This window comes from Neobacillus sp. S1115, assembly GCF_055385565.1.
On record NZ_AP038275.1, the window covers coordinates 3,550,512 to 3,576,727 of the forward strand.

Here is a 26,216-nt window from a genome sequence, read left to right on the forward strand (position 1 = left end):
AAATTTCCAAATCCCTTCATTACTCTTTATAAAGACAAATAGCAAAAAAAGGATTGTCAATCTAACGCTCCCTTTACACATGAGTAACCATACTAAAGAGCACACGAAAGACATTTATCATCAATAAATAATTAAGAGGCGATGTAAAGCCGTTAAATCCCCTGCCGGTACTTGATAAATATTGCTATCTAATAAAAGCGAAATAAGGTGATGTTATGTACCCAATTTTAAAAACTCAAGATGCTGCTAGTTTCGATGAATTTATCTCACTCTGGGAATCACTCTATTCATACAGTCCTAAGCACGAGGATGATAACAATTTATATTTTTGAAACATCCATAAGAAAGGTTTTCGACTGATGACATATGGGATTTATTATTTGGAAGAATGGAATGACTTTAAGCGGGAAGAAAAGTGAAATTGTAAAGGAAATTTGTGAACGGATTGAGTTCATAAATGAAATTAAAAAAATCGAACACACAAAGAATGAGTAAAACCTGTATAGTGAAAAAAGCGAAGGAAAATTTTATTAATCGCCTTCGCATTTAAATGAATAGCTAATATAATTGCTTCTGATTAATAATGTTACAGAACCATAACTCATTAGAAGAGGTTACTAAGGGTCATACAGCTGTATTGCTGTATTATGTCTATCAAATTACTAGCAAGTTTAATTATTTTCTGCCCCTTGATTGGTGACTATGAAATTCCTTTATTAGGATTAAATGGTGGCACCTTTTTCACTTTATTTTGCAGAACTCCAATTTTTTCTATCTCAATTCGAACAACGTCGCCATCTTTCAAAAATGTTTGAGAATTACTTGCCACTCCAACACCTCCAGGAGTACCTGTTAAAATCACATCTCCTGGATCTAGGGTCATCAATTCAGACAAGTACTCTATTAGACTTTGAACAGTAAAAATAAGATTGGAAGTGTTGGACCTTTGTCTTTCTTCACCATTTACTGATAAGGAAATTTCTAATCCAGAAGGATCATTAATTTCGTCCGTTGTTACAATCCAGGGACCCATTGGAGCTGTCCCGTCTACCGATTTTCCTTGAAAGAATTGAGTTGTACGACGTTGAATATCGCGGTATGTAACATCATTACAGATGGTATAACCTGCTACGTAATCTAGCGCAGTTTCTTGAGGAACATTTCTGGCTCGTTTTCCGATGACAAATGCCAATTCCGCTTCATAATCAAGTTGTTCGGAAATTGGATAAAAAGGAATATCGTCTTCAGGTCCTATCACCGTATTTGCAAATTTAGCAAATAAAACCGGGTATGTTGGTAAATCCCGGCCCATTTCAACTATGTGATCGCGATAATTATGACCAACACATATTATTTTCCCAGGGTTTAGAATTGGGGCACAAATTTTTATATCCGATTTATTTAGGATTAACGGGATATCATTTGGATTATTTTTAAGAGCAAATTGAATCGCCTCTTTTGCAGCATCCATACTCTCCTTCCCACCTTGAAGGAATTCAACCATATTATCGGGGAGACAAACCTCTGCTACTCGGTTACTAACAAACTTCCCATCATTTTGTAATTTGGCTTTATAAGCAGTTTGAAGATCAATTACAACTTCCCCCACTAATGCCCCAATACTTTTCCGGCCATTTTTAGCATACGTTACTAGTTTCATTTTTTCCTACTCCCAAAAAGTTGGTATTATTATTGATTAATAATATAGTGCGAGTTTCTTAGTGTTTGTTTCAGGACTTTTCCCCCTGCATTCCGAGGCAACTGATCCAAAAACTCGATATACTTAGGAATTTTAAATTTTGCAAGCTTTTCAATGCAAAATTCTTTAATCTCGTCCTCAGTTGTTGATTCTCCTGGCTTCAATACAATGGCAGCCTTTACCTGTTCCCCGTATTTCACATCTTCTACACCAAATACGGTTGCTTCTAGTACTTTTGGGAAAGAATACAAAACATTTTCCACTTCAATACTGTAAATTTTTTCTCCCCCGCGATTGATCATGTCCTTTTTCCTATCAAGAATATAAACGTAACCTTCGTCATCCATTTTTGCTAAATCCCCGGTCCTTAGCCATCCATCAACAATGGCCTCACTTGTTGCCTTTTGATTTTCCCAATATCCCATCATCACTTTTGGCCCTCTTACAGCAAGTTCACCGATTTGATTTGGTCCTTTTAGATTTCCGTTTGCATCAATGATACGACAGTCTACTAATGGTACCGGCAGACCAATCGATTCCGGTTTTTTTAAGGCGTCCTCATCAGGAAGCAAAGTATCTAATCCATGACCTTCTGTTAGCCCATACCCATTGTGAATTTTCGCTTGCGGGATTTTTTCTCTAAGTAACTTGATTAATGATACAGGAGCAGGAGCACCTCCATAAAGCAGGGCCCTGACTTGCTTAAAATCATCTGGAGCGAATTCCGACGAAGTTAGAATAAACCAATACATGGTTGGTACCCCGACCAGTACAGTTGGTTTGTGTTGTTTTATCAAATCAATTGCTTTACCGGTTTTAAAAGTTTTCATTATGAATACTGGAATTCCCCGATAAATGGAACCTAAAAATTGCAGCATACCAGTAATGTGGAAAATCGGGACAGCTAATAATGTGCTATCATCTTCTTGGAGTTGAAAGGTGCATGCAAAATTCATCCCTGTACTAATTAAACCGCGATGTGTCAAAATGGCACCTTTTGGGGTTCCGGTTGTACCCGATGTGTATAAAATCGAACAGGCCTGGGTTTCAGCCACAGAAATATTTACCGGTTCAGCTTCGTATTGTTTGAGAAGAGTATCGAAACTGAATACCCCCGGGCTACTAGGAGCCTCACCTAAAACAAAAATAGATTGGATGGATGGTATGTGATCCTTAATTTCGTTAATTTGCGGCCAGAATTCATCATCCATTATTAACAGTTTTGACTTCGAATTATCCACTTCATGGATAATTTCGTAGCCCGTTAATCTAGTGTTTAATGGAACTGAAATTGCACCGATTTTTGCAATGGCAAAAAAGCAAATAGGGAACCCAAGTCCATTACTCAGTAATAATGCAACTCTATCACCAGGTTTAATCCCATAGCGATTTGCCAAATTAAACGCAACTCGATTGACTCTATCTCCCAGTTCACCATATGTGAGACGACTTTCCTCATATACTAAAGCCAATCGGTTGGGGAACTTTTTAACCGTTTTCCAAAACATTTCGGCAACACTAGTTGATCGATTTTTAAAAACTGGAATTTGATTTTTATCTCTAACAACTTGAAATTCTTCTGCTAAATTTTTGTTCCAATATGACACTTTATTTTCCACCCCCAGCAAAAAATAAAAGGATTTTAAGCTTTTAATCCCATATACTTCGTGCTTAACTCATCAACGGAAACTGAATTAGCTTCTCCAGTCCAAATAAATTGGCCTTTTTGCATGACACTCATTTGATCAGCAATTCTTAAAGCATATCCAATCTCTTGATCACAAAGTAAAATTCCCATATCATGATCAGCTTGATCTAATAATCTCCTAATGCTTTCGTAAACTTCCATTCGTAATTTAGGAGATAAGCCCATCCCCGGTTCGTCCAATAACAATAATGAGGGTCTACTCATCATGGCTCTGGCTATGGCCAACATTTGTTGTTCTCCCCCGCTGAGCATACCTGCTTGCTTATTCAGTCTTGTTTCCAGAATTGGAAATAGATTTAATAAATATTCTAACTCATCGGTTTTTTTCTTAATGCCCAAAACCCCGATACTTAGATTTTCTTTAACGGTTAAGTCACCAAAAATAGCCCTTCCTTGAGGAACATGTGCGATTCCGGATTTAAATCGGTTTGTCTTGGCAGTAAATGCTACGTTGTTGAATTTTAGTGATCCTGTATATTGTGCAGTCCCATAGATTCCTCTTAATAATGAAGTTTTTCCAGCCCCATTTGCTCCAACGATGGCAAACACTTTACCTTTAGGAATCTGAAAGGACACATTATTTACAGCTTGAAGTTTTCCATAAAAAACAGATAGTTCGCTAACTTCCAGTAAATGATCAACTTTTTCTATGGTTTGAGTTTTATACATTGCTTTCACCTATCCATGCTTGGATTACTTCCTTTTTTTGAAAAACCTCTTCAGGACAACCGGTACACAAAAGCTCCCCACTTTGTAAAACAACTACATTCTGACAAAGAGTGGATACAAAATTCACATCATGCTCAACAACTAATAGACTAAAATTTAATTCCTGTTGTTTCATGAGAATCATTTCTATCATTCTACTTTTCTCAAAATCGTTTAATCCAGCTGCCGGTTCATCCAAAATTAACACACTTGGCCGTTGTATGAGTGCACATAAAAATTCGACAATTTTCTGTTGTCCATAAGACAAATCACTAATCATGTCGTTTAAATCTATTGATTCATTTTCAAGTAGTTTTTGTGCTTCTTTTTTTATGTTCTTTTCTAATGTGAATAGGTTTTTCAAATTGGTTTCAAATGACTGATGAGCCGCAATATAAAAGTTATCCAAAACCGTTAATTCGTTAAATAATCCCAGATTCTGAAATGTCCTGATAATTTTGTATTTAGGTAAATCCTGTGGATTTTCTTTATTCAATAACTTATTTGCAAAGGTAATTTCTCCTTTGTACCGTTTCTCAAACTGAGTAATGCAATTAATTACAGAAGTTTTCCCTGCCCCATTTGGTCCGACTAATCCTATTCGCTCTCCCTCAGATAATGAAAATGAGATATCATTTAAGATCGAGACTCCACCAATATTTAAGTGGATTTTGTTAACTTGCAACTGGTTTGCTTTCATTTACTGATACCCTCCTCCTTTTCATTACTATTGAAATAAGCCCAATAAGACCTGAAGGAAACAGTAATAACGTTACACCCATACCAATCCCTAATCCAAGTTGCTGCCATTGAGCAAGTCCAAATACATTAAATAATGCTGGAACTAGCACTAAGAAAGCCGCCCCTAAAAGAGAACCTGCAATGCTTCCTCTGCCACCTACAATTGCCATGATTAGAAAATTCACACTAACCATTACTTGAAATAGTTCAGGTGTGATATATCCAACCACTACACCATACAGGCTGCCAGATATGGAAGTTAAAATGGCACTAAGTACAAACGCAAGAACTTTATATTTTACAACATTAATCCCCCGTGCTACTGCTCCATGTTCAGATAATCTAGTTGCATGAAAAGCCCGCCCTATGAACGAATTCGCAATTAATGTCGAAACAAAACCAATGATAGATGCTATAACGATGATAATTGCAACCTCTACACTGCTGGCATTTTCTTGTTCCACTAAAGGGAGTACGGACAAGCCTCCTGTTCCCCCTGTAATCTCCATACCTTTTGTAATCTGAAGTAATAGTAGTGGTAACGCCAAGGTTCCAACTGCTAAATAAATATCTTTGACCCTGATTGTTAAAAAACCAACTATAAAGGCAATGATTCCAGATAGCGCGGCACCAGCAATGATGGATAAAACACTATTAACTTCTAAACTTTGCAATATTCCAAAGACATAGGCTCCAACACCGAAGAATGCGGCATTTCCTAATGAAATCTGCTCCGTATATCCTGTTAGAAAATTCATTCCAATCGAGGCCAGAGAATATACAGCCATTAATCCCAGCAAATAACAGAAATAAGGAGGGAGAAAAAATGAAGCAAGGATTCCCAAAACCAGTAAACTAACCCATATAATTACTTGCATCTTAATTGACATAAAAATTAAAATCCTCCTTTAAACTCGTTTTTCACGAATGGATGAAAATAATCCTTCTGGTTTAATCACTAGCACGATAAGAACGATTAAAATTGGAATAATTTCTCGTGATATGCTGCCGAACAAGCCCCCCGTAATGCTTTGTACAATTCCCAATAATAAACATCCGAAATAGATCCCTTTTGGATTATTAAGTCCCCCAAGTACGCCACCAATTAGTGCAACCATAAAAGGTGTGCCCATTAAGTTATGGGTTAAAAGCAATTTTGGAGCCGCAATTAAACCTGTGATACCTCCAATAAATCCGGAAAGGATAGCTGTAATCATTACAATCTTTCCAACCGAGATTCCTATTGAAAAAGCATGGGATTGATTACTTTTAATGGCACGTATCCCAACTCCCCAAGAGGACTTCATGACAAAAAGATGCAGCAAAATTGCAACTAATGCAGTTATTATAATGATTACTGCATCCCAGGAACTTATTATTCCTAAATTCATTTCTGGGATTGGAGCTTTTGGAAAAGGATGATCTTGTGTACTTAAGCCTACTGTTAATATAGGAAAAATGATATACATGGAAGCCGTTCCAATTGTAGAGATAATTGAACCATGTTTTAATAACGGAAGTACCAAGATTCTCGTAATAAGAACGGTGAATATTACTGTTAGTAAAATAATTTCAATCGCGGTAAGCATGTAAGAGGTGTGAAACCATTCCATTGTAATGATCCCAACATACATGGAAAAAGTGATTGTTTCCCCAATGGCAAAATTAACTACACCAGTTGTCATAAATAATGTACTTATGGCAAAACCTATCAAGGCATAAATGGAACCGTATATAAGACCATCTAAAATTAGCTGTAACATTTTTTATTGTACCTCCTTACATATATGTTAGCCCCAGATGCTTTACCAACTGGGGCTATTTCCACTAGCGTCCAAACACTTTCTTTTCATCAGGAAGGTACTTGGCCTCCAACTCGCTAATGACAGGCATTCCTAGGAATTGAACCAAGCTTGAATGATGCGTTTGTTCTACCGGCATGTTTCTCATTGTTTTGGTTTCTGCAATATGTTTTACTGCTCTTGTTGCTGCTGCATGTGCTGCATTCACTGTTGCTAAGGCAAAATGAGCAATTTTTGGACCGATAAATTCGATTTCTTCAAAAGTCAATTGTTCAAGCCACCCTACAATTACCAGTGATACGGGACAATCAACACTTTTTACAAATTCCTTTAATTGTTCTTTTGTCTTAAAGGCTTTTGAAATGGGCTGGACAAGATCGGCTCCAGCCTCACGATACAATTTTGCCCTTCTAATTGCTTCCTCAGGATTTGTTGCATCTGTTCTTGCGATGATTACCGTATCTTGATTCAACCTGCCTTCAGCAGCCGCTCTTATCTTTCCTATCGCTTCTTCAATTGGTAAGATACTGTTAGTTTCATCTACACAGATTGGGCATCTTTTCGGACTAATCTGGTCTTCAATAATAACACCAGCAGCACCAGCACGCTCAAATTCTTGTACCGATCTAATAATGCTTACAGCATTACCGTAGCCTGTATCGATGTCGGCAATGACCGGTTTGTTTACTACGGCACAAGCATTGTGCACCACATATACATTATCTGATCTAGTATAAAGCTCCACATCAGGCAGACCTAATTGATGAGCAGAGATGGCAAATCCACTTGTTAAAATGCCATCAATTTGCTCTGTTTGATCAGCAATTTTCGCCATTAGAGCATCCCCAGCCCCAATGGTTGTAAAAATTGAACTTTCGCTTAGTCTCCTTCTTAATTCCTGTCCCGTAGCTGCCATTTTAACTCTCCTTCTTTCTTTTAATTTTTTTCTGGTTCGAATAAACCATCTTTTAGAATAATAATAGATTCGGTCGTTTGCCCACGTCGTGCTTTTTCACCTTCATCTAATTTTCCAAACGAAATTGGATCTCCTATTTTCTGATCAAAACCCTTGATTTTCTCTGTCGCCTTAAGAAGGGCTTCTGGTGTAAAGTCCTTACCAACCTTTTTAGCAGCTTCGATGAACACTAAGGCTGCAGAAGTACCCATTAACGAATTGCTAGATGGATTCGATAATTTATATTTTTCATGTAAGTCACGTACCCATTTCATGTTATCAGCAGTAATAGGATAATAACTGCTGCAGCTGATAATACCCTCTCCGTTTTTCCCCACTAACTTAATCCACTCTGGACTATTTAACCCAGATGGACCTAAGAGTGCAGGTTTGAAATTCTCGTCTGCTGCAGAATTTACAAATGATGCCGCCTGGCTTCCTAATGCATATAAGATAACGGCATCCGGTTTTGCTTCTTTGATTCTGTGAAGCTGTGTAGACATCTCACTCGCTTTTGGTTCAAATGTTTCGACAGCAACAAACTCTAATCCTAATGACTTCATCTTTTCTTGAGAAAATTTAAACGCAGGCTCACCCCAGCTGTCGTTTTGATAAACGAACGCAATTCTTTTGGCCTTGAGCTTTTTCACTGCATATTCTACCAATGTTGGTCCTTCCACAGATTGTGGTGCAGGTAAAGCAAATAATGATTTTTGCGGAGGGTTGGAAATCGCATCAGAGATGCTTAATGCACCAATAACCGGAAAATTCTTAGGATTCAGATATTTTGCGGCGGATTTTAATCCTTCCGTCCCTAAACTACCTACAATAGCAACAGCCTTTTCGTTATCAACCAAATACCTTGTATTAGCTAGATGTTTGGCTGGGTCATAAGCATCATCCATTGGAATAAACTTAATTGGCCGACCATTTATTCCACCTTCATCATTAGCGTTGTTGACAACAGCTTGTATCCCATCTGCTACATCTTTCCCCATGTACCCCAATGTACCTGATAAAGGAAGAGAAGCCCCAATAACGATAGGTTTTTTATCTGACCCTGACTCTTTACTTGATGTTGCTGATGTGGAAGAACTGCCAGGATTTCTATCTGCACAGCCAACTAAAAAGATGAACAAAAAGCAGATATAAAATAAATACTTTGTTGATTTTCTTATCATGGTATTACCCCCTATTATTAATGAAAGGATGTTTATAAATTAACCATTTTTGATAACATTTGAGGATAACCTATTGGAGCGTAAGTATTTGATAATTCCTCCATGCTTAACCATTTCCTTAGTCTTTTGAGGAATGGGCAAGCATTTTATGGATACTCCACTATTTTCATTTTTGATTACTTCATTATCCCAATCCAAATTGAGTGTATCCCATCTTGACACATTACTTAAGATAGAAGGACATTCAATCAAAGGAAACCCGTTGGTAGTCTCCCCGCGATAGAAACCGGGTGCAAATGATTCTGCAATGACTCCACTAATTCCCAAAGCTCTCAAGGCTATAAATGCAGGATAGTGAGGGTGACCATAACCAAAATTTTCACCGCCTATAATGAGATCACCTGGTTTTACTTTATTTGCAAATTCAGAATCATACTCTTTCATACAAACAGATTTTAAGATTTCTATATCTTTTATTTTAATATTAGATACACCTACGATTAAATCGATATCAAAATTAGGTTCGGTGAATATCCATGCTGCTCTACCTTTTATGACCGGAAGCATAATGTTCCTCCTTCCATGTTTTTAGAAAAATTCCCTTGGGTCAGTAATTTTGCCGTAGATTGCTGATGCAGCAATGGTATAGGGGCTGGCAGTATAAATATTGGCTTTCGTACTCCCCATTCTGCCAGGAATATTTAAGGTACCCGTTGATAGAGCATTTTCTCCGTCTGCTAAAGCACCTAATCGTCCCACACAAAAATCACAGCTTGGAAAACTAACTAGTGCTCCCGCTTCTATTAATTGTGCGGTTATTCCCATTTTTGAAATCTTCGCTTGTATTTCCGTCGAGGTAGGGACGGCATTTAAACGAAAACCATCCGCTACTTTCCTCCCTTTTAGTATGGAAACAGCTTGTTCAAAATCTTTTACCCTACCGCTTGCACATGAACCAATATAACCAGAGTGGATTGGAATCCCCAAAACATCACTAATAGGAACGGTATTGGCAGAAGATGGCGGAATGACAATAACAGGTTCTATTTCAGTTAAATTAATTCGAACTATTTTTTCATAATGGGCATCTCCATCGGGAACTACATCTTGATATCCAGGTAAACCTCGCTCATAAAAGAAAGTGTAAACCCTTTCATCCGTTTCCATAATAGAAGAGATGCCGCCCAAAAACATCGCTTGATTACATAGGGTCATCCGTTCATCCATATCAAGAGACCGTAAGCCCTTACCGCCGTATTCAATAATACATGCTCTTGCGCCTGCTGGACCTATGCGTTGAACAATCGTATGAAAAACATCCCTGGCTGTAACTCCAGGCTGCAGGCTTCCTTCTAATTCGATCCGGACAGTACCCGGTACAACTAAAGAAACTTGTTCGGTAGCTATTGCCTCAATCATACTGTTTCTAATACCAATTCCAAGACACCCTAGAGCTCCAACAGTGCTGATATGGCCATCAAAATGAACTACGAACTGATTTGGGCGCGCATACCCCATCTCCATAATTACTTGATGACCAATTCCTTTACCTTCAATAAGTTTAATTCCATTTTCTCTCGCAAATCTTCTTGTACCTTGATGTAATTCTTGTTCTTTTGCAGTTGAAGCTGGAACAAAATGATCAATGAAAAAAATATATTTTTCTTTGTTGGTAACTCTATTAATCCCTAACTCTGTTAATTGTTCTTCATATTTGTCGATATATCCTGGATAATCGTAAGCTGTGATGATGTCAGGTGAAAATAAGGCCTCATCACCTGCATTGACTGATTTTCCAAGATTATTTGACAAAATTTTTTCAATAATTGTCTTTCCCATACATTTCTCCTTTCCTATTCTCGAAAGATTACAAGATAAAAGCCATTACCGCTGATCAAGATGATTTTTCCGAACCAAGTCATTGACCCGATTCATTTAATAATCCAAGTATATCCTTCGGTTGTTTTATCAGTCAATACAGAAAATTTTTTATATTTTTAATATTTTGCCTATAAAATATATTAAAATATTTAATAAATAGTTCTTATACTTAGTGAATTCAGTTATACTTCCTCTTATCCTATTCAAATTATTTTTTAAAGATAAGAAAAATTCTTGAGATTTGACCAACCCGAGTCATTGACCTAGGTTGATTTAAGTTATTCTTTCATGTAAAATCATTTGTAAATTTAATAATCTTCAAATATTACCTTGATTTTTATGGTTTTAATAGAATTCTTCACCCTAGTTCATCTCATTCATCCAAAAAATCAAAATGAAAAATTATATATATGAAAGGAGAGAATTTAATGACAAAAAAGATGACATCACGCCAATTGAGAGCCCTTGAAACAAAAAAAGCCATATTTGAATCTGCACTAAAACTTTTCAAGGAAAAAGGGTACGATAATGTATTTATAGAGGATATTACTTCAGGTGCAGGAACATCAAAAGGCTCTTTTTATACCTATTTCAAATCTAAAGATGAGGTTTTTATAGAGTATTATAAAAATATTGATGATTTATATGAGAAGTTCTATTTAGAAATAAAGGATAAGCTACCTCCGCAAGAAAAACTAATCTATGTATTAACCGAAGGTATAAAGCATTTAGAAAAATTAGGTTCAGAGGTTTTAACTATTGTTTTACTAAATCAACTCTCTCAAAAGGATACTGCCCCATTTGTTGTGAATGAAGAAAGGATAATCAATAGGATTGTTAAGGAAATAATTGAGGAGGGTCAGGAAGTTAATATATTCCGCAGCGATATGACTTCAAATGAGTTGACTTTTTTGGTCCTGCAATATTATAAAGGTATTTTTCTTGATTGGTGTTTACTTAAAGGTGAATTTAATTTCTTAAGTGTCGGCGAGAACGGGCTAAGGTGTCTTATTAATGGTATGAAAGTTTTTTAATTTGGAAAGCGATTACAACAGATATAGTATCCACTCTTTTTAACCTGAAAGTTATTAATATATGAATAGCTAGGAGTGAAAAGTGAAATGTTTAAAATTATCTCCACCTCTCCGACATTCGGAAAATATTCTAAAGAGCCGGTTGAATTATTAAGAAGAAATGATTGTGAAATCATCTTTTTATCTGAACAGCAAAATCCAGATTTTAATAATGAATTTCTTTCTGCACTAAATGATGCTGATGGATTAATTCTTGGCTTTGAAAAAATAACGGAAGAAATACTTTCTTACGCCCCAAAATTAAAAATTATAGCAAAGCATGGGGCAGGTGTAGATAATATTGATATTTCAGCCGCACAAAAAAGAGGAATTGTGGTAGCAAATGCACCAGGGGCTAACCGCCATGCAGTTGCAGACTTTGTTTTCGGGCTCATGCTCTCCCTTTCGAGAAGGATTAATGAGTCAAGCCTTGTAGTCAAAAATGGCAACTGGATAAATATGATAGGAAACGATATTTACGGTAAAACATTAGGTGTTATCGGGACTGGAAAAATAGGGAAAGAAGTAATACGCAGAGCAAAAGGATTTAATATGAAAATACTTGCCTATGACCTTTACCCTGACCGTACACTTGAGCAATTAAATTTAGTGAAATATGTATCTTTTAAAGAACTCATCCAATCTGCCGATTTTATTACCACTCATACCGATTTCAATAATAAATCCGCTTCAATGATAGGTAAGAATGAGTTTGATCAAATGAAAAAAGAGGCATTTTTAATCAATACTGCTAGAGGCGGGATTGTTGATGAGAATGCTTTATATGAAGCACTTTATTTTAAAAAAATTAAAGGTGCTGCCCTAGACGTTTTTGAAGCGGAACCTATAGGAAAAAACAAACTGTTAGAGTTAGAGAACTTCATCGCTACTCCACACATAGCGGGTTATTCAGAAGAGGCATTGGTGGAGGTTGGTTTCATTACTGCAAGAAATATTATGAATGTTCTAACTGGTTTAAATTCTGAATATGAGGTAAAAGTTTAAATATATACTACGAAACATACTAAGTAACAATTTTTCTTTCAAAATATCCTGAATTCCTCATTTTGACCGAGTTATTAAACATACTTAATAAACCGAATCAGCAGCATCCCAAAAAGGAGCTGTTGATTCGGTTTTATTTTGAAAAACTATCCTTTAGTTAGCATCGGCAAAGTACCTTAAACCAATTGCCACCCCATGTCTTTAACTGAATCATCTTTTAGTACAGTGCCATCATCAGTTCACTAGTCTTCAAAAGACGATCAATACCTTCCCTAATTTTATCAACAAGAAGCTCATTCAATTGGCCCGGCGTCAATTCTACTAAACACACTTTATGATCGGCATATTCGTGACTTCTCGATACACCGAAACGGTTCGGATAAACGGCCCATACTTCCTGGACCGGGCTGAACCTGCTGATGAGCGGGTTCCCGACGGCTCCAAATAGAAAGTTCGAATAAATATTATCACTATAGCTGACCAGCTGCCGCATGACCTCATTCTGCCTTTGATTAAAAATCAGATTTTCGTCCCATATCGCTTTTCTTGGACGGTACTTAAAATCGACGATGATGCTGCCAATAAAGATATCCTCTTTATAGACATTCAGCCTGGCATCGGGAGTGGTGTGCGTTCCCCTTGTATATAAAGGTTTTTTCGCTGTCGCAAGCCTGCTCTGTGTCGGTAGGTGTCCATCATAGACTAATACGAGTTTCAGGGTGTCCTTTTTCAGCACTACCTCTGTATTGGAAGGAAGCGATGGAATGGACCCAACATTTTTGCCGAATTCCTCATTGAAGATCCAGCCGCTCTTAGGAGAAAACGCCAAGTCATCTCCCGTGAGGGCCTTAATGAACTGGATATATCCCCAAATCTCATAGAGCTTGTCTGAACGTTTCCACTGATAAGTATAGGATGGATAAGTTCGTACTTCGCTTTTCTCCTGATGGAGTTCCCGATATAGCTGGTAAATCGCACGGTACCTGGGATCGCTGTTCATCACATGCGGGATGCCTGATTCTCGATAGACTCCGACACTTTCATACCATGGCGCCGTCTTAGTCCACTGAATGGCTCCGCGCATCTTTCCGGCAATCCCGCTTAATTTTTCAAGTTCCAGCAAAGTGATATCCTTTTGTGGACCCGTTTCGACGGGACTCACTTCATGAAGATCCGTCAGGCTGGCCGCCGTCCTTTCGACACTCTCGATAAAGCCGGTCAACGTTTTGGAAATGGACTCGATGATTTTTTTGACCAGACGGTTTTCCGGCAGATCATAGGTCACCTCACTGACGGGCGCCTTGAAGCTCTGTTCATTATTCGGGCGGAAGGCGGCATGACGAATGGTTTTATCGTCTATAACTCTAGTTCTCTCCTTTGAAACAAAGGTATAGCCTTTATTGATTCGAAAATTGACTTTTCGATACAAATCAGTCAACGCCGCCATTACCGAGGAAAATCGCTTGTTAATCACGAAAAATTGCTCCAGCAGCCCTAATGGGATTTTGTCCATCCTGGTATCCAGGTCTGTTTTTTTCAGCAGCAGTTCCCTCGCCAAACCGTTTAATTCCTGCTCCACTTCCTGTTTCATCAGCTCCCACTGCGATTCCTCGAGCTGTTTTGGAACAACCTTCACCCAGCTGTAATACCGTGTCCCTTCATAAATCACCATCATCCGATAAAAGCCCGGAATCAGCGGGTAATATTCATCATTGTGATCGAACAGGATGACAGGATTTTCAGAAGGCGAAAGGTATACTTCCCCCACTTGCGAATCGGTTTTCAGATTCGGCTCAGATAGGGTATCCAATCCATCCATGAAGAACTGGGCATCTGTCCTATTGGAACGAAAAGTGATGGATACGGCTAAATATTCCTTTATTTCGATGGAGGCTTCGTCCCTTTTTTCAAAAAAATCATTTTCATCCGTAAAAAATGATCCTGCTGTGATGGGGTTGTCCTGATTCCCTAGTCTTTGGTTAAAAATGACTTCAAATCCATTAGAGGGTATAGCCATTGTGCTTCAGCTCTTTCGCCTTTTGGACCAGGACATTCCGGGTGTCGTAGAACTCGGACACCTCATCGTACTTATCCAATAGGTCCCCCAGGATGCTTCCTTCAATGTTCTCTGTAACGGTATCGTACGTCCCGATGAACCTTTTCAAGAGATCCTCCGGCCCCCTTACCTTGGTCAGGATCCGTTGCACCACTTGTTTATCAAATGCCTCTTCCCTCGTGAAGCAGCTGCTGCCAGGAAGGTTCTTGAGATATTGATCGATTTGCCGGACAATTCTTGGGCCGACTCCCAGGTTTTTATTGATCTTCTGCAGCTCGGTATGGATTTTCCATAACAGGGCTAATTCAATTTCCTTCATATGAATATCCTTGGTTTTGTCACGGTAGCTGTCGAACAGTTCCAAGGTAACGGTTCCGTTTCCTCCAGCAGGCTTTGTTGTTTCCCTCATCTCTTTCGTCAACATCATAAGACTATCAAACGAAAGAACATTAAGAGTAATCACGTTTGCACGATCCAGGACCTTGTCAGAAAAATGGTAGGTGGATTCATCCAGGTTGACCGTTCCGACGAAGATGACGTTATCACCGATAGGGATGACGGGCGGATACAATGATGAATTCTTCAGCTGGCTTGTCAAATCGTCATTATATAGCCTCAAGCCCCTGTTAGGTCCCGCCTCCATCTCCAGCACCGAAAGGAATTGCGAAAAGTAATGCTCGACCCGTGCCAGGTTCATCTCGTCAAAACAGATGATATGGAGCTTGTTGCTGTTGTCCTTGGCACTCAAAAGGGCGTTGATGACCCCCGAATCTCCCGGTCGGTACTGTTTATTGAGTGTATCCGCATATCCAATGACATCCGCATCATCGGTCCAGGCAGGCCGGACAGGTACCAATGTCATCTGATAATCCTCCGTAAGCCCCAGGGCTCGTGCATAGGCTTGGACCAGCTTCGATTTACCCGTTCCGCTCATCCCTGCCAAAATAACTAGATTGGAAGATTTCATCGCTGTATGAAAGTTATAGAGATCCTTTTTGTCATAAAGCAGTCCTTGTTCCATCGTGGTTCGGATGAATTCCTGCATCAATTCCGATTCTGACATGCGGCTCCGGTCAACCGTTATCACAGGGTCGGGACTTAGTACTTGTGCAGCCGCCAAACGCCGCTCCGTTTCCTCCATGTAGGGCGATTTCCGATAAGGAATCTCCAAAGGATCCGCCGCTTCAATGGTCCCATCGATATACATAAAGATATCGTGCGGTACGAACTTCGTATGATCAACCTCGTAACAATCATCGAGCCACTCTTCATCAAAAGGAGCCGATTTCAAAAGCTTATTCCTGGTAAAGGAAAATCCTTCGTCCCCGTAATGGTGTCCGGAAAACTCACCATAAACGGTGTAAACTGAATCGCTGGTTTTCCACAAGATATATTCCGGTGTGTCCTTTTGTTCATGGGAAATGCCAGCAATTTTTCCCACCCATTCACCTGCTTGCAGCCGCAGTTCAAATTCTTCCTTCGTCATGCCATGCTCTTCTTCAGAAAAGATCGGCATCGGCGTTAAACTTACCCCCTCATGATACCTTTCCGATTTTGGAATGAGGATCAGGTCTGTTCCGTCAAAAACTTCCTGTCCATCATAGAGGATTTTCCGCTGTGGTTTGAATACCAGCAGGTTATCCTCAAGAAAGCGATAGACCGCCCTTCTGCCCTCCGTTTCCTCCAGATGATTGCCTTCAAAGCCCCATTTCTCCAAATCTGTCCCAAAGAAAGTAATCAATTTGATAGAAGGGAAACTGTTTGGCGTTTTACTGATGATCCTTATATAAAACTGCAGGACATCTTGCACATTTTTAAAAATGGCCTTTTTACGCAGTGCATATTGTACCGATTCCTCACTGGCAAGGACGCCTATCAAGTTGGTGTTCCATGTTTTGTTCATGTTAAATCATCCCCTTCAGCATATGGTCTTCCAGGTCGGCAAATGTCGCAAATTCCTTCGTTTGTTTGTTCTTCACAACGGATTTTACTCGTTTTTGAACGCTTCTTGGGATTTTGTAAGTCAGGAGCCAGACTTGGTCGGCATGATCCAATGCTGTTTGCCCTTGTTCTTCCTGAAACTCTGAACCTTTTAAAATGGTCAGTTCAAATTTGTCATACTTCTGTAATCTGCTTGAATAAGGGTCACCGATCATCGTAACCTTTATCTTGTCACTACCTGATTTGTTCTGATTATTTTGATTCTCTAAATCTGTTTCTAATTTGACGACGCGTGCATGAAGCCTATTAATCTCTTCATCCTTCAACTTCATTGTTTCTGTTTGCTTGGCTACCTTTTTATTTAATTCTTCCTTTTCAGCTGAAGCAGTCTTTGAATCATTACGCACCGTGCCCATCTCCGCTTTAAGGGAATGAATTTCCTGCAGGAATGCCTTTTTCTCGGTTTTCCATTCTTTCCTTTCATTTTTGAGGCTTGTTTGACTGCTTGCCTCTTTTGTCTTTAGCTCCTCGTTTTTTTGTTCCAGTTTCTTCAGTTTCTTTTCCAGCCTCTCGATTTCCTTGAGTGCCGTTTTTAGCCCCTTTTGTAGCTGTTCCAAGATTTCCTGCTCGTCCACTTCCTCTTCATTCGCAAGCTTTTCATCCACTTGCTTTTCCAGCAGGTCGAGTTTTTCTTCCTCTTTAAGTTTTATATATATTTCCTGAGCCTTCCCATGATCTTCCTCATCCTCACTGGACAGCAGCACCCCAAGTAAGATAGATGGATACAGCCCTTCCTCTTCTAGAACCTGTAAAAGCTCCTCGATACTTTTCCCTCTTAACGACTCGATTTCGGGACGGTCTTCGACGAGAGAATCAAAGAAATGATATAGTTTTTTGCTGTTCTTTTGATTAAGCGCTTCCTTTATGATTCTGTTTCTCACCATTTTGAAATTTGCTTGCTGGGGATTTAACTGGCGAAAACCTTTTATTTTGATCATCAGATTGTCCGCAATATTGGCAATTCCATCATCCGGGAAAGAATCCAATATCCATTTCCATATTTCCTTCTCCATTTTTTAACCTCCTAATGGTATAAAAGTTCTAATATTTCAGAAAACAAAATTTAAAAAAACTACTCCAAACAAAGAATGGAAGTAGTCAAATAGATACATGTATTTTCATATTAGTATAGTAATACATGTGATGTTGGCAAAGAAAACGAGCGAAATGACTAAAAGTGACTCTTTGCTGTGCTTCCTAATTTATACAATTGCATAACAAGTATAACATGGTTCCATAGGAAAAAGTTACTATACTCGGAAAATTATTTTTCTTTTTATCCTATGATTTCGTTTACTTTTGCAAGGACATTTCCGGCTTTATCTTGAATACCGAGACTAAAGTCTTGATTCTTTCCGTTCATTTCTGCGTTAATATAAACGGTTTTTCCTTCGGTCATTTGCGGCAGTTGGCTGGCAGGGTAGACCTCTAGGCTTGTTCCGATCACAATCACAAGATCTGACTTTTGAATATGCGAGAGTGAAGCGCTCCAGCTCTCCTCCGGAAGCATTTCACCAAAAAGGACAACATTTGGCCGGAGCTTGCCACCGCATTGACTGCATCTCTCCTTGTTCAGGAATTGCTCCCTGCTTACGATTCTAGAACAGTCCGCACAGCGGAACTTATTGATGGAGCCGTGAAGTTCGTATACATGATGGTTGCCGGCAGCACTGTGAAAGCCGTCGACGTTCTGTGTACAAATGGCTTGAACAAGACCTTTCTGCTCCCATTCCGCCAATATATGATGCCCCCGATGCGGCAGGCAATTTTCAAGCAGGTTGATTCTCATGCAGTAAAATTCATGAAATAAATCATAATGATACTTGAGAGCCTCGGTGGTCGCAAACGTTCTAGGATCCAAATTGTTCCACCAGCCATCCTTTGAGCGAAAGTCCGGGATGTTTGATTCCGTGGACATCCCCGCTCCTGTTAGAACTGTTGTGTGTTTAGAATTTTGAAGCCAATCTGCTAATGTTACTATTTGTTCCGAATAATCTTGAGAGCTTTTCATGTTTCTCTTCATCCTTTCAGTCAAAATTTTTATCAGACAAGGCTGACCTGCTTTTCGGCTTGTTCTTTCATCCAGTCCACTAATGCGCCTTCATTTTCTTCCTTTAGAAGATTTCCAGCTGTTTCCTTCATTACTTTGCTGCGTTTAAAAGCAGTTTTTTTGAGTTCCCGAATCTCGGCCGCATATTTTTGGAGCACCTCGGCCATTTGCACGGTGTCCTGATAAATCAAACTCATATCCCAGCGTCCTGTTTCCACGGCCCTGATACAGGAACCTGACCTGTTATCAAAATGGACTTCCCATGTATAATGGAGATTCAATCCGCTTAAATATTTCTCCTGGATCACCTTAAACCACGCTCCCTGATAGGCACCAGAAAACTGGACGTTTGGCGGGTAACGGTGATGGCCGCTGCAGCCTGCAAGAGCCGTAATCCCTCCCAAATTGAGTGATTTGACAAACATGGCCATGTTCGCATCGAGGTCCAAGGCATTCACTTTGATGCCAAATCGGCGCTGGGCAAAAGCTCTCCATTTGAAATGATAGCCTTCCATATGGACTGGGAATTCCCTGCCTGGTACGTTGATGATCTTCTTCATCGCCGCAATCGGAAACCGGCTCACTAGTACCTGGAATTGGTTCCCTTGCCAAAACGTCGGTATTCCTAGGTCGTTGAGCAATCGTTGTGTTTTCATGATATCTGCCCTGGTGTTTTCCTCTGTCAGAATGATAAAATCGTCTTTTGTTTCAATAAACAAACCTCTCATTGTAAGTGCCTCTGCGATCCGTTCTGTCGCGGTCATCATTTCTAATTTTAGTAAGTTCATGCTTATCATCCTCCCTTATCTTTTGCACCCTAAATATATAAAAATCCGGTTACGATGGTCGTAACCGGATTTTTCACCCCATGCGGAGGACTTTTGCTAGGATATCGTCATTCCAGACATATTCGCCGTTCTGGGTTGTTATTAATACACTCTGTCTAATATCGTTCCTGCCCATTGCCTGCGTTAATTTTCCTCGAATGCCCGAAATGTATCGTTTGACAACGGCTGGAGTTAACACTTGATCATTCCATACCGCCTTTTCAATTCTGCTTTTATCACAATAGATTCCTTAGTTGTCAATCGAATAACCGACCAGCTCCTCCTGCTTCGGCTCCAGCCTAACGGTATCGCTGCTTCCATAAACAAGCTTTTCAGAGTCTGCTAGATTGAGAACCAAGTATTTTCCGTTCATGGCATCTTCGAGGATTTGGTCCATATCATGATGGGTGATTCTCTTGCGTTTTTCGTCATTTTCTTTTAAAAGTATGGGTTCCATATGTTTCTTTTTCATCTTATCCAAATATAGTTCGATGAACCAAAGCTGTTCTTTTTTCACATCCAGGGTAACTGCTTCCCTAATCAGGTCCGCACCTTTTCGCGGGTATCCGATTCTTGTATAGGCTAGAGCCAGGTTACATAGTAGTTTGATTCGTTTGCTGCCGTCTATTCCCTTTTCCAACGCTTTATATCGACTCGAAAGGAAATTTAAACATTTGTCTCCGAGTAAGCGTAGAAAAAAACGCCAAAAATACTCGGAGCATATTTTGGATAAATTCTTTCAATGGGTTGTATCGTCACCATTCTACGGGAAAAATGCCCTCGCGAAAGCAGCAGAATACACATTGAACAGAGCAAATGGGCTCAGAGCATTCCTGAACGATGGAAGCGTTGAAATTGATAATAATCCAGCCTAAAATGCTATCCGTCCCAACGTTATAGGAAGAAAAAATTGGCTCTTTATTGTTAGTGAGGCTAGTGCAAAAGCGAATGCCATCTGTTTGAGTATCCCCGAAACTGCCAAAAGCAACGGCATTGATTTCTATGAATATATATAGAAACTTTTGACGGATCTACCGAACCTTGGATTCCATCAAAATCCTGAAATTTTAGATCAATACATGCCCTGGTCAAAAATGATTCAGGTGGAATGTAGCAAATAAATGAAATAAGCCGTAATTTCGATTAAAAAAAATCAGAATTTACGGCTATTTTTGTTGCGTACCGGAAGGTACTTATTTTTTATATTTCTGGCTTACTTTATACCCAAATTCCCTAGGCCAAATGGAGATTCTAAATATTTGTAAAGTTAACCCCGATACTTTTTTTCTTATACCGTATATTCATCCCGATTACTAAGGAAGTAATTCTCTCAAGGGTAGATGATACTTTTAAAGGTCCAGCATTTAATCCCCGTAAACCCATATTATTTGCCAATTCAATAACCTTTTCTTTTGCATCGGCATTATCACCTGCTACCAATGTATCCCCTTTTAGCTCTTTGCTCAGGTCTTCCAGCATGTGAGCAGAAATGGTATGAAAAGCCGAGACAACTTGAACATCTGGTCCCAAAATACTCTTTAATTTTTCTGCAGCAGACCCTTCTGGAACATTTTCTGTGGTTGGGGGCTTACCGGGAATTAGTGCCACAGTAGTATCGACCACGATTTTGTCTGTTAGTTTCTCCTTTAGCGGTTCAACAGTTTCCTTTTGAGACTTAAACGGGATGGTTAGGATTACTATATTCCCCCTTTCCGCTGCGACCTCATTATCAACGCCCTCAATTTTCAAAGCCGGATTTTGCTCTTTAATTTCTTCAGCCACTTTGATGGCTTTTTCACTGCTACGTGAACCTATGACAATTGGATACCCGGCAGCTCCTAATCGGAGAGCCAATCCCTTCCCTTGATTTCCTGTTCCACCAATAATACTAATCGTTTCCATTCAATTCACCCTCCATATAATTTCTTAAATCCATTCAGTATGAGGCATCATGTTCTTGTATTTGTTGAATTCCTCGGGGGTATCGATGTCTGCTCCCCACAAAGGGTTTTCAACGTCCACTAACATTACCTGGTTGGCACGTTTCTTTAGGATGGAGCGTCCTCCTTCATCTCCATTTAGGGTTAGAAAATCCCGAAATAAATCTGAATCGATTATTACGGGGTGACCTGGTAAACCTTCATACCTAGGTCTCACAACCTTAATTCCTTTTGATCGATTTATTCTATAAGAATCTAGTAAGTTATTTACCAGTTTCGGAGATAAGAAAGGTTGATCAGCCAAAAAAAACATCACGGCATCTACTTGATCTTTCATAACTTCAATTCCCAACTTAATTGATTCAGACATTCCTTCCCTATATTTTAAATTTTCAATCACATTTATTGGGAGTTCCTTAGTTAGTTCCTGAATTATCTGGAAATGCTCGCCACAAACAATCAGGACAGGAAATAATGTTGAATTTAGTACACTTTCTACCGAGTATCGGAATAATGGCTTACCATGAAGATCTAATAATATTTTAGGCTCACCCATTCTCTTGGACATACCAGCAGCCAGAATTACCGCACCAATCCTAAGCATGGATTTTACTTCGTCCGATAAGTGACCTTCCGCTGCTTCCACTTCGTAACATCATTAACTCAGATAAAATACTAATGGCAACCTCTTCGATCGTTTCTGCCCCTAAATCCAGGCCAATTGGCGCATAAATAGGACCGCTGGATAATGATTCCCCGATATTATTGAGCATCTCATTGGTACGGGATAAAGGACCCAACACACCGATATAGCGTGGGTTACTTTTTAATGCGAGTGCCAGCGCAGCTTCGTCACGATCCTGTTGATGATTCATAATGACCCACGAGCTGTCTTTTAAGGACATAGCATCAGCATCGCTTGGTTCAACTACCAAATGAGAAACGTCCGGAAAACGAAACGGGTTGTTAAAGTCTCTTCGAGGGTCTAAAATGGTGACCTCGAAACCTACTTTATCAGCTACAGAAGCAAGAGGAACTGCGTCATGACCAGCACCTGAAATGATTAAACGTTCACTCGGGTTCATCGTATCGATTACAAACCTTCGATTCCCATCACTGACAACCTGTGCCCGTGTACGTTTCGTCCGTTCAAAGGCCAACTTGAGAACACTATCGGGCAGCATTTCCACAGCACCGATTCCATCGCCATTTTGGTCAAGTAAAACCCGAACACCTGTTGCGATTTCTAAAATCATCGTTAATGGTTGATTTTTTTGCAGTAAGTTAATTGCAGCCCCCCAGAAACCATCATTTGAATCCACTGGGACTATTAGTATTTCTAATGAACCTTTGCAGCCGATTCCTAATGACCATAGTTCGTTTTCACTTAAATCATATGTTCTGGTAATTGGAGTATTTTTACGGATAGCTTCCTTTGCCCATTCAAACAGGTCATTTTCTAAACAGCCTCCGCTCAGTGTACCAAACATTTGCCCATCAGCTGCCATCATCATTTTGGCTCCTGGTTGGCGATAGGCGGAACCTCGTACTTCTGTAATCATTAACAATGCAGTTTTTTGTTTGCGCTGCCATGCTTCTTCGATGTTACGCAGTACATCCCGCGCCTCTTGTATTCGTGACAAGGTACTCCCTCCCAACTTTGTTGACGTTATCTTGTAACTGCCACTTTTCCTGAAATAAAACCTTCTAATTCTTCGAGCGTAGGGAGGCCTTCCCAGTCTCCCCGATACTGTGTTACCATTGCCCCTACGGCATTAGCCCTTTGTAAACAATAAAATATAGGGTGTTGATCTAGAAAGGCTGACAAAAATCCTGCGGCGAAACCATCACCAGCACCGACGCTATCTACAATCCGTTGGACAGGAAATCCTTCTGCTTCAATTTTTTTGAGCTGTCCATCAATGGTTGTATAAGCAACAGAGCCTTTCTGTCCCAACTTGATTACCACAATCTTTGGACCCATCTCCAATATTTTATGCCCCATTACGTCAAGGTCTTGTTCTCCAGTAATAAGTTCTGCCTCGTCCACACCCGGTAAGACGAGATCTGAAGATTTGATAAGCTCCAGGAAGGTTGCCCTAGCTTCATTGATATTCCAAAGTTTGTATCGCATATTTGGATCAAAAGAAACCATCGCTCCAGCCTGTTTGGCTAACCGAACAGCTTCAAATGTGACCATTTTGCACTCAGCGCTTAATGCAGGAGTGATTCCTGTTATGTGAAAGGCTTTTATTCCTTCAAACATATCCTCTGATAATTCTTTCATATCCCAAGCACTTGCAGCAGACCCTTTTCGGTAGTAAAAAACTTTAGGATCCATATCCCCTTTAATTTCTTTAAACATGACACCTGTAGGGTACAGCGAATCACGCTTTACATATGAGAGGTCCACCCCCTCACCAGCTAGGGTGGAATAAATGTAATCACCGAAGGGGTCCTTTCCGATACGGCTTAGCCATCCCGCTCGTTTCCCCAGTCGAGTAAGACCGATGGAAACATTGGATTCCGCTCCTGCCAAGGATTTCGCCAATAATGGAGCATACTGCAGCGAGCCATCCTGACTGGTTTGGAATAATACCATCGACTCACCTAAAGTTAAGATTTCTGGTTTTCCATTATGAAGAGACATAACTTCCACTGCCTTTCAATGATTGAACAAATGCCTGAGCAGTCTTCGTTATTCCGTCAAAATCACCATGTTTTACAATATCTTTATTAATGAGGCTGCCCCCTACTCCTACCCCAGTGGCACCAGCCTGAAAAAAGCTTTTAACGTTGTCAATCGTGACTCCCCCAACCGCAACAATGGGAATATGACTTAATGGTCCTTGTAATTCTTTAATATATTTAAACCCTAAACTGCTAATAGGGAAAACTTTCACCATTTTTGCGCCAGCATTATAGGCTCTTACAATTTCTGTTGGTGTCATAACGCCGGGCACAACATCAATTCCTTGTTTTAAACCGTAATCAATCACTTCTTCATCTAGATTTGGAGTAATAAAATATTGTGCCCCTGCCGCCGCGGCTTGTTCTGCCATTTTCTTATTTAATACTGTACCTGCTCCGATATACATTTTCCCATCGAAGGCTTCCCTCAATTGTGAGATCATCTGAACTGCGTCTTGTGTATTTAAGGTCACTTCCAATAAACGAATTCCTCCTGCATAAACAGCGTTGGCTACAGGAAGAATACTAGATTCCTCTAAACCGCGAACGATACTAACTATACCGTGCTCCTTCATCCAATCATAAAATCCCATTAAGCTGCCTCCTCTTATTTTTATCCTACCGTTTGTTATAGGGGATAAAAATATTATGTAACCCTTCTGGACCTAGAAATGTGTGTACCTGACCGCCACTTTGTTTGAACTGATCTAAATGAATAATGGGCCAAGATTCATCTATTTTGAGTACCAAGTCGTCAGTATAATGGTTCTCCTCAAATGTAAGCGCCTTAACGTCACCAATCATCAATGTATGGTCGCCAGCCTCCATCTCATTGTAGAGGCAGCATTCCAAACTCGCCTTACATTCAGCAATACCGGGCGTTCTGACTACTCCGGATCTTAGTGGCTCGAACCCAATTTCCGTGAATTTACTAACATTTTTAGGATGCTGATAGGAAGATTTCACTAGTTTTTCTGCTAACTGTATAGTGGGGATATTTATTACAAACTCTTTTTCTCTGCGAATATTTGTTAAAGTTCGATTGGGTGGAGAGTTTACCAATGCTACACTTACCCGAGGAGGGTTAGCTGATACCGGCATGTTCCATCCAAAGGGAGCAACATTTGTCGTACCATCCTCATTGAGTGTAGTAATCAAAACCGGCCGGCTTGGCTGGAGAAAGGACCAACTTTCTGCCATTCTTTCCTCAGGTAATAAAGCTTTCATCCTATTGCACCGTCCTTTCAATATGTCTCTACATCTCGGACCAGATTAGCGACCTTATGCTGAATCATTGAAACAAGTTCCTTCATTATTTGCTGACCATAAGATTCCTCCATGGCCATCTCTTCCCATTGATCTAAGGAACCAAAATGATCCATACCTGTTAATAACCATAAGGCTCGGTCACCAAACCCTAGTTGACTTTCCATAACATGAACAGTGAATCCACGTTTTCTCCAATATGGAAGGCACTTCTCCACTAAGTGGGCTTCTAATTCTCCCGTAATACGTTTAGAATTAAAACCCTCAATATGCCACATTGGATGTGCTTCCCAGTTTAAAGGTGATGAAGCGGCTCCGATTTCCTTCAGCATACTAGCCTGTGGGGTTCCATCGATCAAATTCACCAATCGGGTTAGTAACTCTTGACCGCGTGTATTTCCCCCCACGATTTCTCCCCAATGATCTAGGGCACTAAATGATGATGCTTCAGTGGCAAAAAAGAATTCTCCAGTCCCTAATTCATGTTGTGTGACAAAAAATTTCACGTTGAAGCCAAGCCCTCGAAAAAAGGGCAGCAGTTCGTCACGCATAAAAGTTTCCAGTTCACCTAGTGTACCTTTACTTGTTATAAATCTCTCAAAATGCCACATTTTTACCAATCCCTTCTTTTT

At 39.8% G+C, this 26,216-nt stretch carries 25 protein-coding genes and 1 pseudogene; 3 read left to right on the top strand and 23 right to left on the bottom strand.

The window, feature by feature from the left end; genetic code table 11:
* Positions 1-700: 700 nt before the first annotated feature.
* The 10 genes from ACZ5B7_RS17125 to ACZ5B7_RS17170 form a co-directional block, all read right to left on the bottom strand.
* Positions 701-1,660, bottom strand: a complete 960-nt coding sequence (locus ACZ5B7_RS17125; RefSeq protein WP_464490260.1) for a fumarylacetoacetate hydrolase family protein — start codon at positions 1,658-1,660, stop codon at positions 701-703.
* Between the two features lie 29 nt (positions 1,661-1,689).
* On the bottom strand, positions 1,690-3,306 hold the full coding sequence (locus ACZ5B7_RS17130; protein ID WP_464490261.1) for a class I adenylate-forming enzyme family protein: 1,617 nt from the start codon (positions 3,304-3,306) through the stop codon (positions 1,690-1,692).
* A 35-nt stretch (positions 3,307-3,341) separates the two neighbouring features.
* The gene (locus ACZ5B7_RS17135) at positions 3,342-4,076 is read right to left on the bottom strand and encodes an ABC transporter ATP-binding protein (protein WP_464490262.1); all 735 of its coding nucleotides are present in this window, start codon (positions 4,074-4,076) and stop codon (positions 3,342-3,344) included.
* The gene (locus tag ACZ5B7_RS17140; RefSeq protein ID WP_464490263.1) at positions 4,069-4,815 is read right to left on the bottom strand and encodes an ABC transporter ATP-binding protein; all 747 of its coding nucleotides are present in this window, start codon (positions 4,813-4,815) and stop codon (positions 4,069-4,071) included. The genes ACZ5B7_RS17135 and ACZ5B7_RS17140 overlap by 8 nt, the downstream gene beginning before the upstream one ends.
* On the bottom strand, positions 4,790-5,746 hold the full coding sequence (locus tag ACZ5B7_RS17145) for a branched-chain amino acid ABC transporter permease (RefSeq protein ID WP_464490264.1): 957 nt from the start codon (positions 5,744-5,746) through the stop codon (positions 4,790-4,792). The genes ACZ5B7_RS17140 and ACZ5B7_RS17145 overlap by 26 nt, the downstream gene beginning before the upstream one ends.
* Positions 5,747-5,764: 18 nt before the next feature.
* Positions 5,765-6,619 carry a branched-chain amino acid ABC transporter permease gene (locus ACZ5B7_RS17150; protein ID WP_464490265.1) on the bottom strand — a complete coding sequence of 285 codons (855 nt, stop codon included), beginning with the start codon at positions 6,617-6,619 and terminating at the stop codon, positions 5,765-5,767.
* 64 nt (positions 6,620-6,683) lie between these two features.
* Positions 6,684-7,574, bottom strand: a complete 891-nt coding sequence (locus ACZ5B7_RS17155) for an isocitrate lyase/PEP mutase family protein (RefSeq protein WP_464490266.1) — start codon at positions 7,572-7,574, stop codon at positions 6,684-6,686.
* Positions 7,575-7,594: 20 nt separating this feature from the next.
* Positions 7,595-8,794 (bottom strand): ABC transporter substrate-binding protein, encoded by a 1,200-nt coding sequence (locus tag ACZ5B7_RS17160; protein WP_464490267.1) that lies wholly within the window; start codon positions 8,792-8,794, stop codon positions 7,595-7,597.
* 39 nt (positions 8,795-8,833) lie between these two features.
* Complete coding sequence (locus tag ACZ5B7_RS17165) at positions 8,834-9,361, bottom strand: 3-isopropylmalate dehydratase small subunit (RefSeq protein ID WP_464490268.1); 528 nt, start codon at positions 9,359-9,361, stop codon at positions 8,834-8,836.
* Between the two features lie 21 nt (positions 9,362-9,382).
* Positions 9,383-10,633 carry a 3-isopropylmalate dehydratase large subunit gene (locus ACZ5B7_RS17170; RefSeq protein ID WP_464490269.1) on the bottom strand — a complete coding sequence of 417 codons (1,251 nt, stop codon included), beginning with the start codon at positions 10,631-10,633 and terminating at the stop codon, positions 9,383-9,385.
* Between the two features lie 470 nt (positions 10,634-11,103).
* On the opposite strand from ACZ5B7_RS17170, the gene ACZ5B7_RS17175 reads away from it, so the two are divergent.
* Both ACZ5B7_RS17175 and ACZ5B7_RS17180 read left to right on the top strand, forming a co-directional pair.
* Positions 11,104-11,709 carry a TetR/AcrR family transcriptional regulator gene (locus ACZ5B7_RS17175; RefSeq protein WP_464490270.1) on the top strand — a complete coding sequence of 202 codons (606 nt, stop codon included), beginning with the start codon at positions 11,104-11,106 and terminating at the stop codon, positions 11,707-11,709.
* Between the two features lie 87 nt (positions 11,710-11,796).
* The gene (locus ACZ5B7_RS17180; protein WP_464490271.1) at positions 11,797-12,753 is read left to right on the top strand and encodes a phosphoglycerate dehydrogenase; all 957 of its coding nucleotides are present in this window, start codon (positions 11,797-11,799) and stop codon (positions 12,751-12,753) included.
* Positions 12,754-12,970: 217 nt separating this feature from the next.
* On the opposite strand, the gene ACZ5B7_RS17185 is transcribed toward ACZ5B7_RS17180, so the two are convergent.
* From ACZ5B7_RS17185 to ACZ5B7_RS17210, 6 genes are all read right to left on the bottom strand, one after another.
* Complete coding sequence (locus ACZ5B7_RS17185; protein ID WP_464490272.1) at positions 12,971-14,770, bottom strand: DUF2357 domain-containing protein; 1,800 nt, start codon at positions 14,768-14,770, stop codon at positions 12,971-12,973.
* The gene (locus ACZ5B7_RS17190) at positions 14,754-16,712 is read right to left on the bottom strand and encodes an McrB family protein (RefSeq protein WP_464490274.1); all 1,959 of its coding nucleotides are present in this window, start codon (positions 16,710-16,712) and stop codon (positions 14,754-14,756) included. The genes ACZ5B7_RS17185 and ACZ5B7_RS17190 overlap by 17 nt, the downstream gene beginning before the upstream one ends.
* A 1-nt stretch (position 16,713) precedes the next feature.
* Positions 16,714-17,823 (bottom strand): hypothetical protein, encoded by a 1,110-nt coding sequence (locus ACZ5B7_RS17195; RefSeq protein WP_464490275.1) that lies wholly within the window; start codon positions 17,821-17,823, stop codon positions 16,714-16,716.
* Positions 17,824-18,086: 263 nt separating this feature from the next.
* Entirely contained in the window at positions 18,087-18,821 is a 735-nt protein-coding gene (locus ACZ5B7_RS17200; RefSeq protein ID WP_464490276.1) for an SIR2 family NAD-dependent protein deacylase, read from the bottom strand.
* A gap of 32 nt (positions 18,822-18,853) precedes the next feature.
* The gene (locus ACZ5B7_RS17205) at positions 18,854-19,648 is read right to left on the bottom strand and encodes a hypothetical protein (protein ID WP_464490277.1); all 795 of its coding nucleotides are present in this window, start codon (positions 19,646-19,648) and stop codon (positions 18,854-18,856) included.
* Positions 19,649-19,937: 289 nt separating this feature from the next.
* Positions 19,938-20,327 (bottom strand): hypothetical protein, encoded by a 390-nt coding sequence (locus ACZ5B7_RS17210; RefSeq protein WP_464490278.1) that lies wholly within the window; start codon positions 20,325-20,327, stop codon positions 19,938-19,940.
* Between the two features lies 1 nt (position 20,328).
* On the opposite strand from ACZ5B7_RS17210, the pseudogene ACZ5B7_RS17215 reads away from it, so the two are divergent.
* Positions 20,329-20,808: pseudogene (locus ACZ5B7_RS17215) on the top strand (IS66 family transposase); the annotation flags it as partial.
* 130 nt (positions 20,809-20,938) lie between these two features.
* Here the strand turns inward: ACZ5B7_RS17215 and npdG are convergent.
* Genes npdG through ACZ5B7_RS17250 form a run of 7 tightly spaced genes read right to left on the bottom strand, consistent with a single transcriptional unit; the run spans position 20,939 to position 26,195 of the window.
* The gene (npdG, locus tag ACZ5B7_RS17220) at positions 20,939-21,589 is read right to left on the bottom strand and encodes an NADPH-dependent F420 reductase (RefSeq protein WP_464490279.1); all 651 of its coding nucleotides are present in this window, start codon (positions 21,587-21,589) and stop codon (positions 20,939-20,941) included.
* Positions 21,590-21,613: 24 nt separating this feature from the next.
* Positions 21,614-22,273, bottom strand: coding sequence for a nucleotidyltransferase family protein (locus ACZ5B7_RS17225; RefSeq protein WP_464490280.1), 660 nt, complete (start codon positions 22,271-22,273; stop codon positions 21,614-21,616).
* The gene (locus ACZ5B7_RS17230; RefSeq protein ID WP_464490281.1) at positions 22,224-23,270 is read right to left on the bottom strand and encodes an XdhC family protein; all 1,047 of its coding nucleotides are present in this window, start codon (positions 23,268-23,270) and stop codon (positions 22,224-22,226) included. Before ACZ5B7_RS17230 ends, ACZ5B7_RS17225 begins: the two co-directional genes overlap by 50 nt.
* Before the next feature lie 26 nt (positions 23,271-23,296).
* Entirely contained in the window at positions 23,297-24,277 is a 981-nt protein-coding gene (locus tag ACZ5B7_RS17235) for a sugar kinase (RefSeq protein ID WP_464490282.1), read from the bottom strand.
* A complete protein-coding gene (locus tag ACZ5B7_RS17240) occupies positions 24,264-24,911 on the bottom strand; it encodes a bifunctional 4-hydroxy-2-oxoglutarate aldolase/2-dehydro-3-deoxy-phosphogluconate aldolase (protein ID WP_464490283.1) in 648 nt (215 codons plus the stop codon). The genes ACZ5B7_RS17235 and ACZ5B7_RS17240 overlap by 14 nt, the downstream gene beginning before the upstream one ends.
* A 25-nt stretch (positions 24,912-24,936) precedes the next feature.
* Entirely contained in the window at positions 24,937-25,545 is a 609-nt protein-coding gene (locus tag ACZ5B7_RS17245; protein WP_464490284.1) for a flavin reductase family protein, read from the bottom strand.
* 17 nt (positions 25,546-25,562) lie between these two features.
* Positions 25,563-26,195, bottom strand: coding sequence for a hypothetical protein (locus ACZ5B7_RS17250; RefSeq protein WP_464490285.1), 633 nt, complete (start codon positions 26,193-26,195; stop codon positions 25,563-25,565).
* Positions 26,196-26,216: the final 21 nt, after the last annotated feature.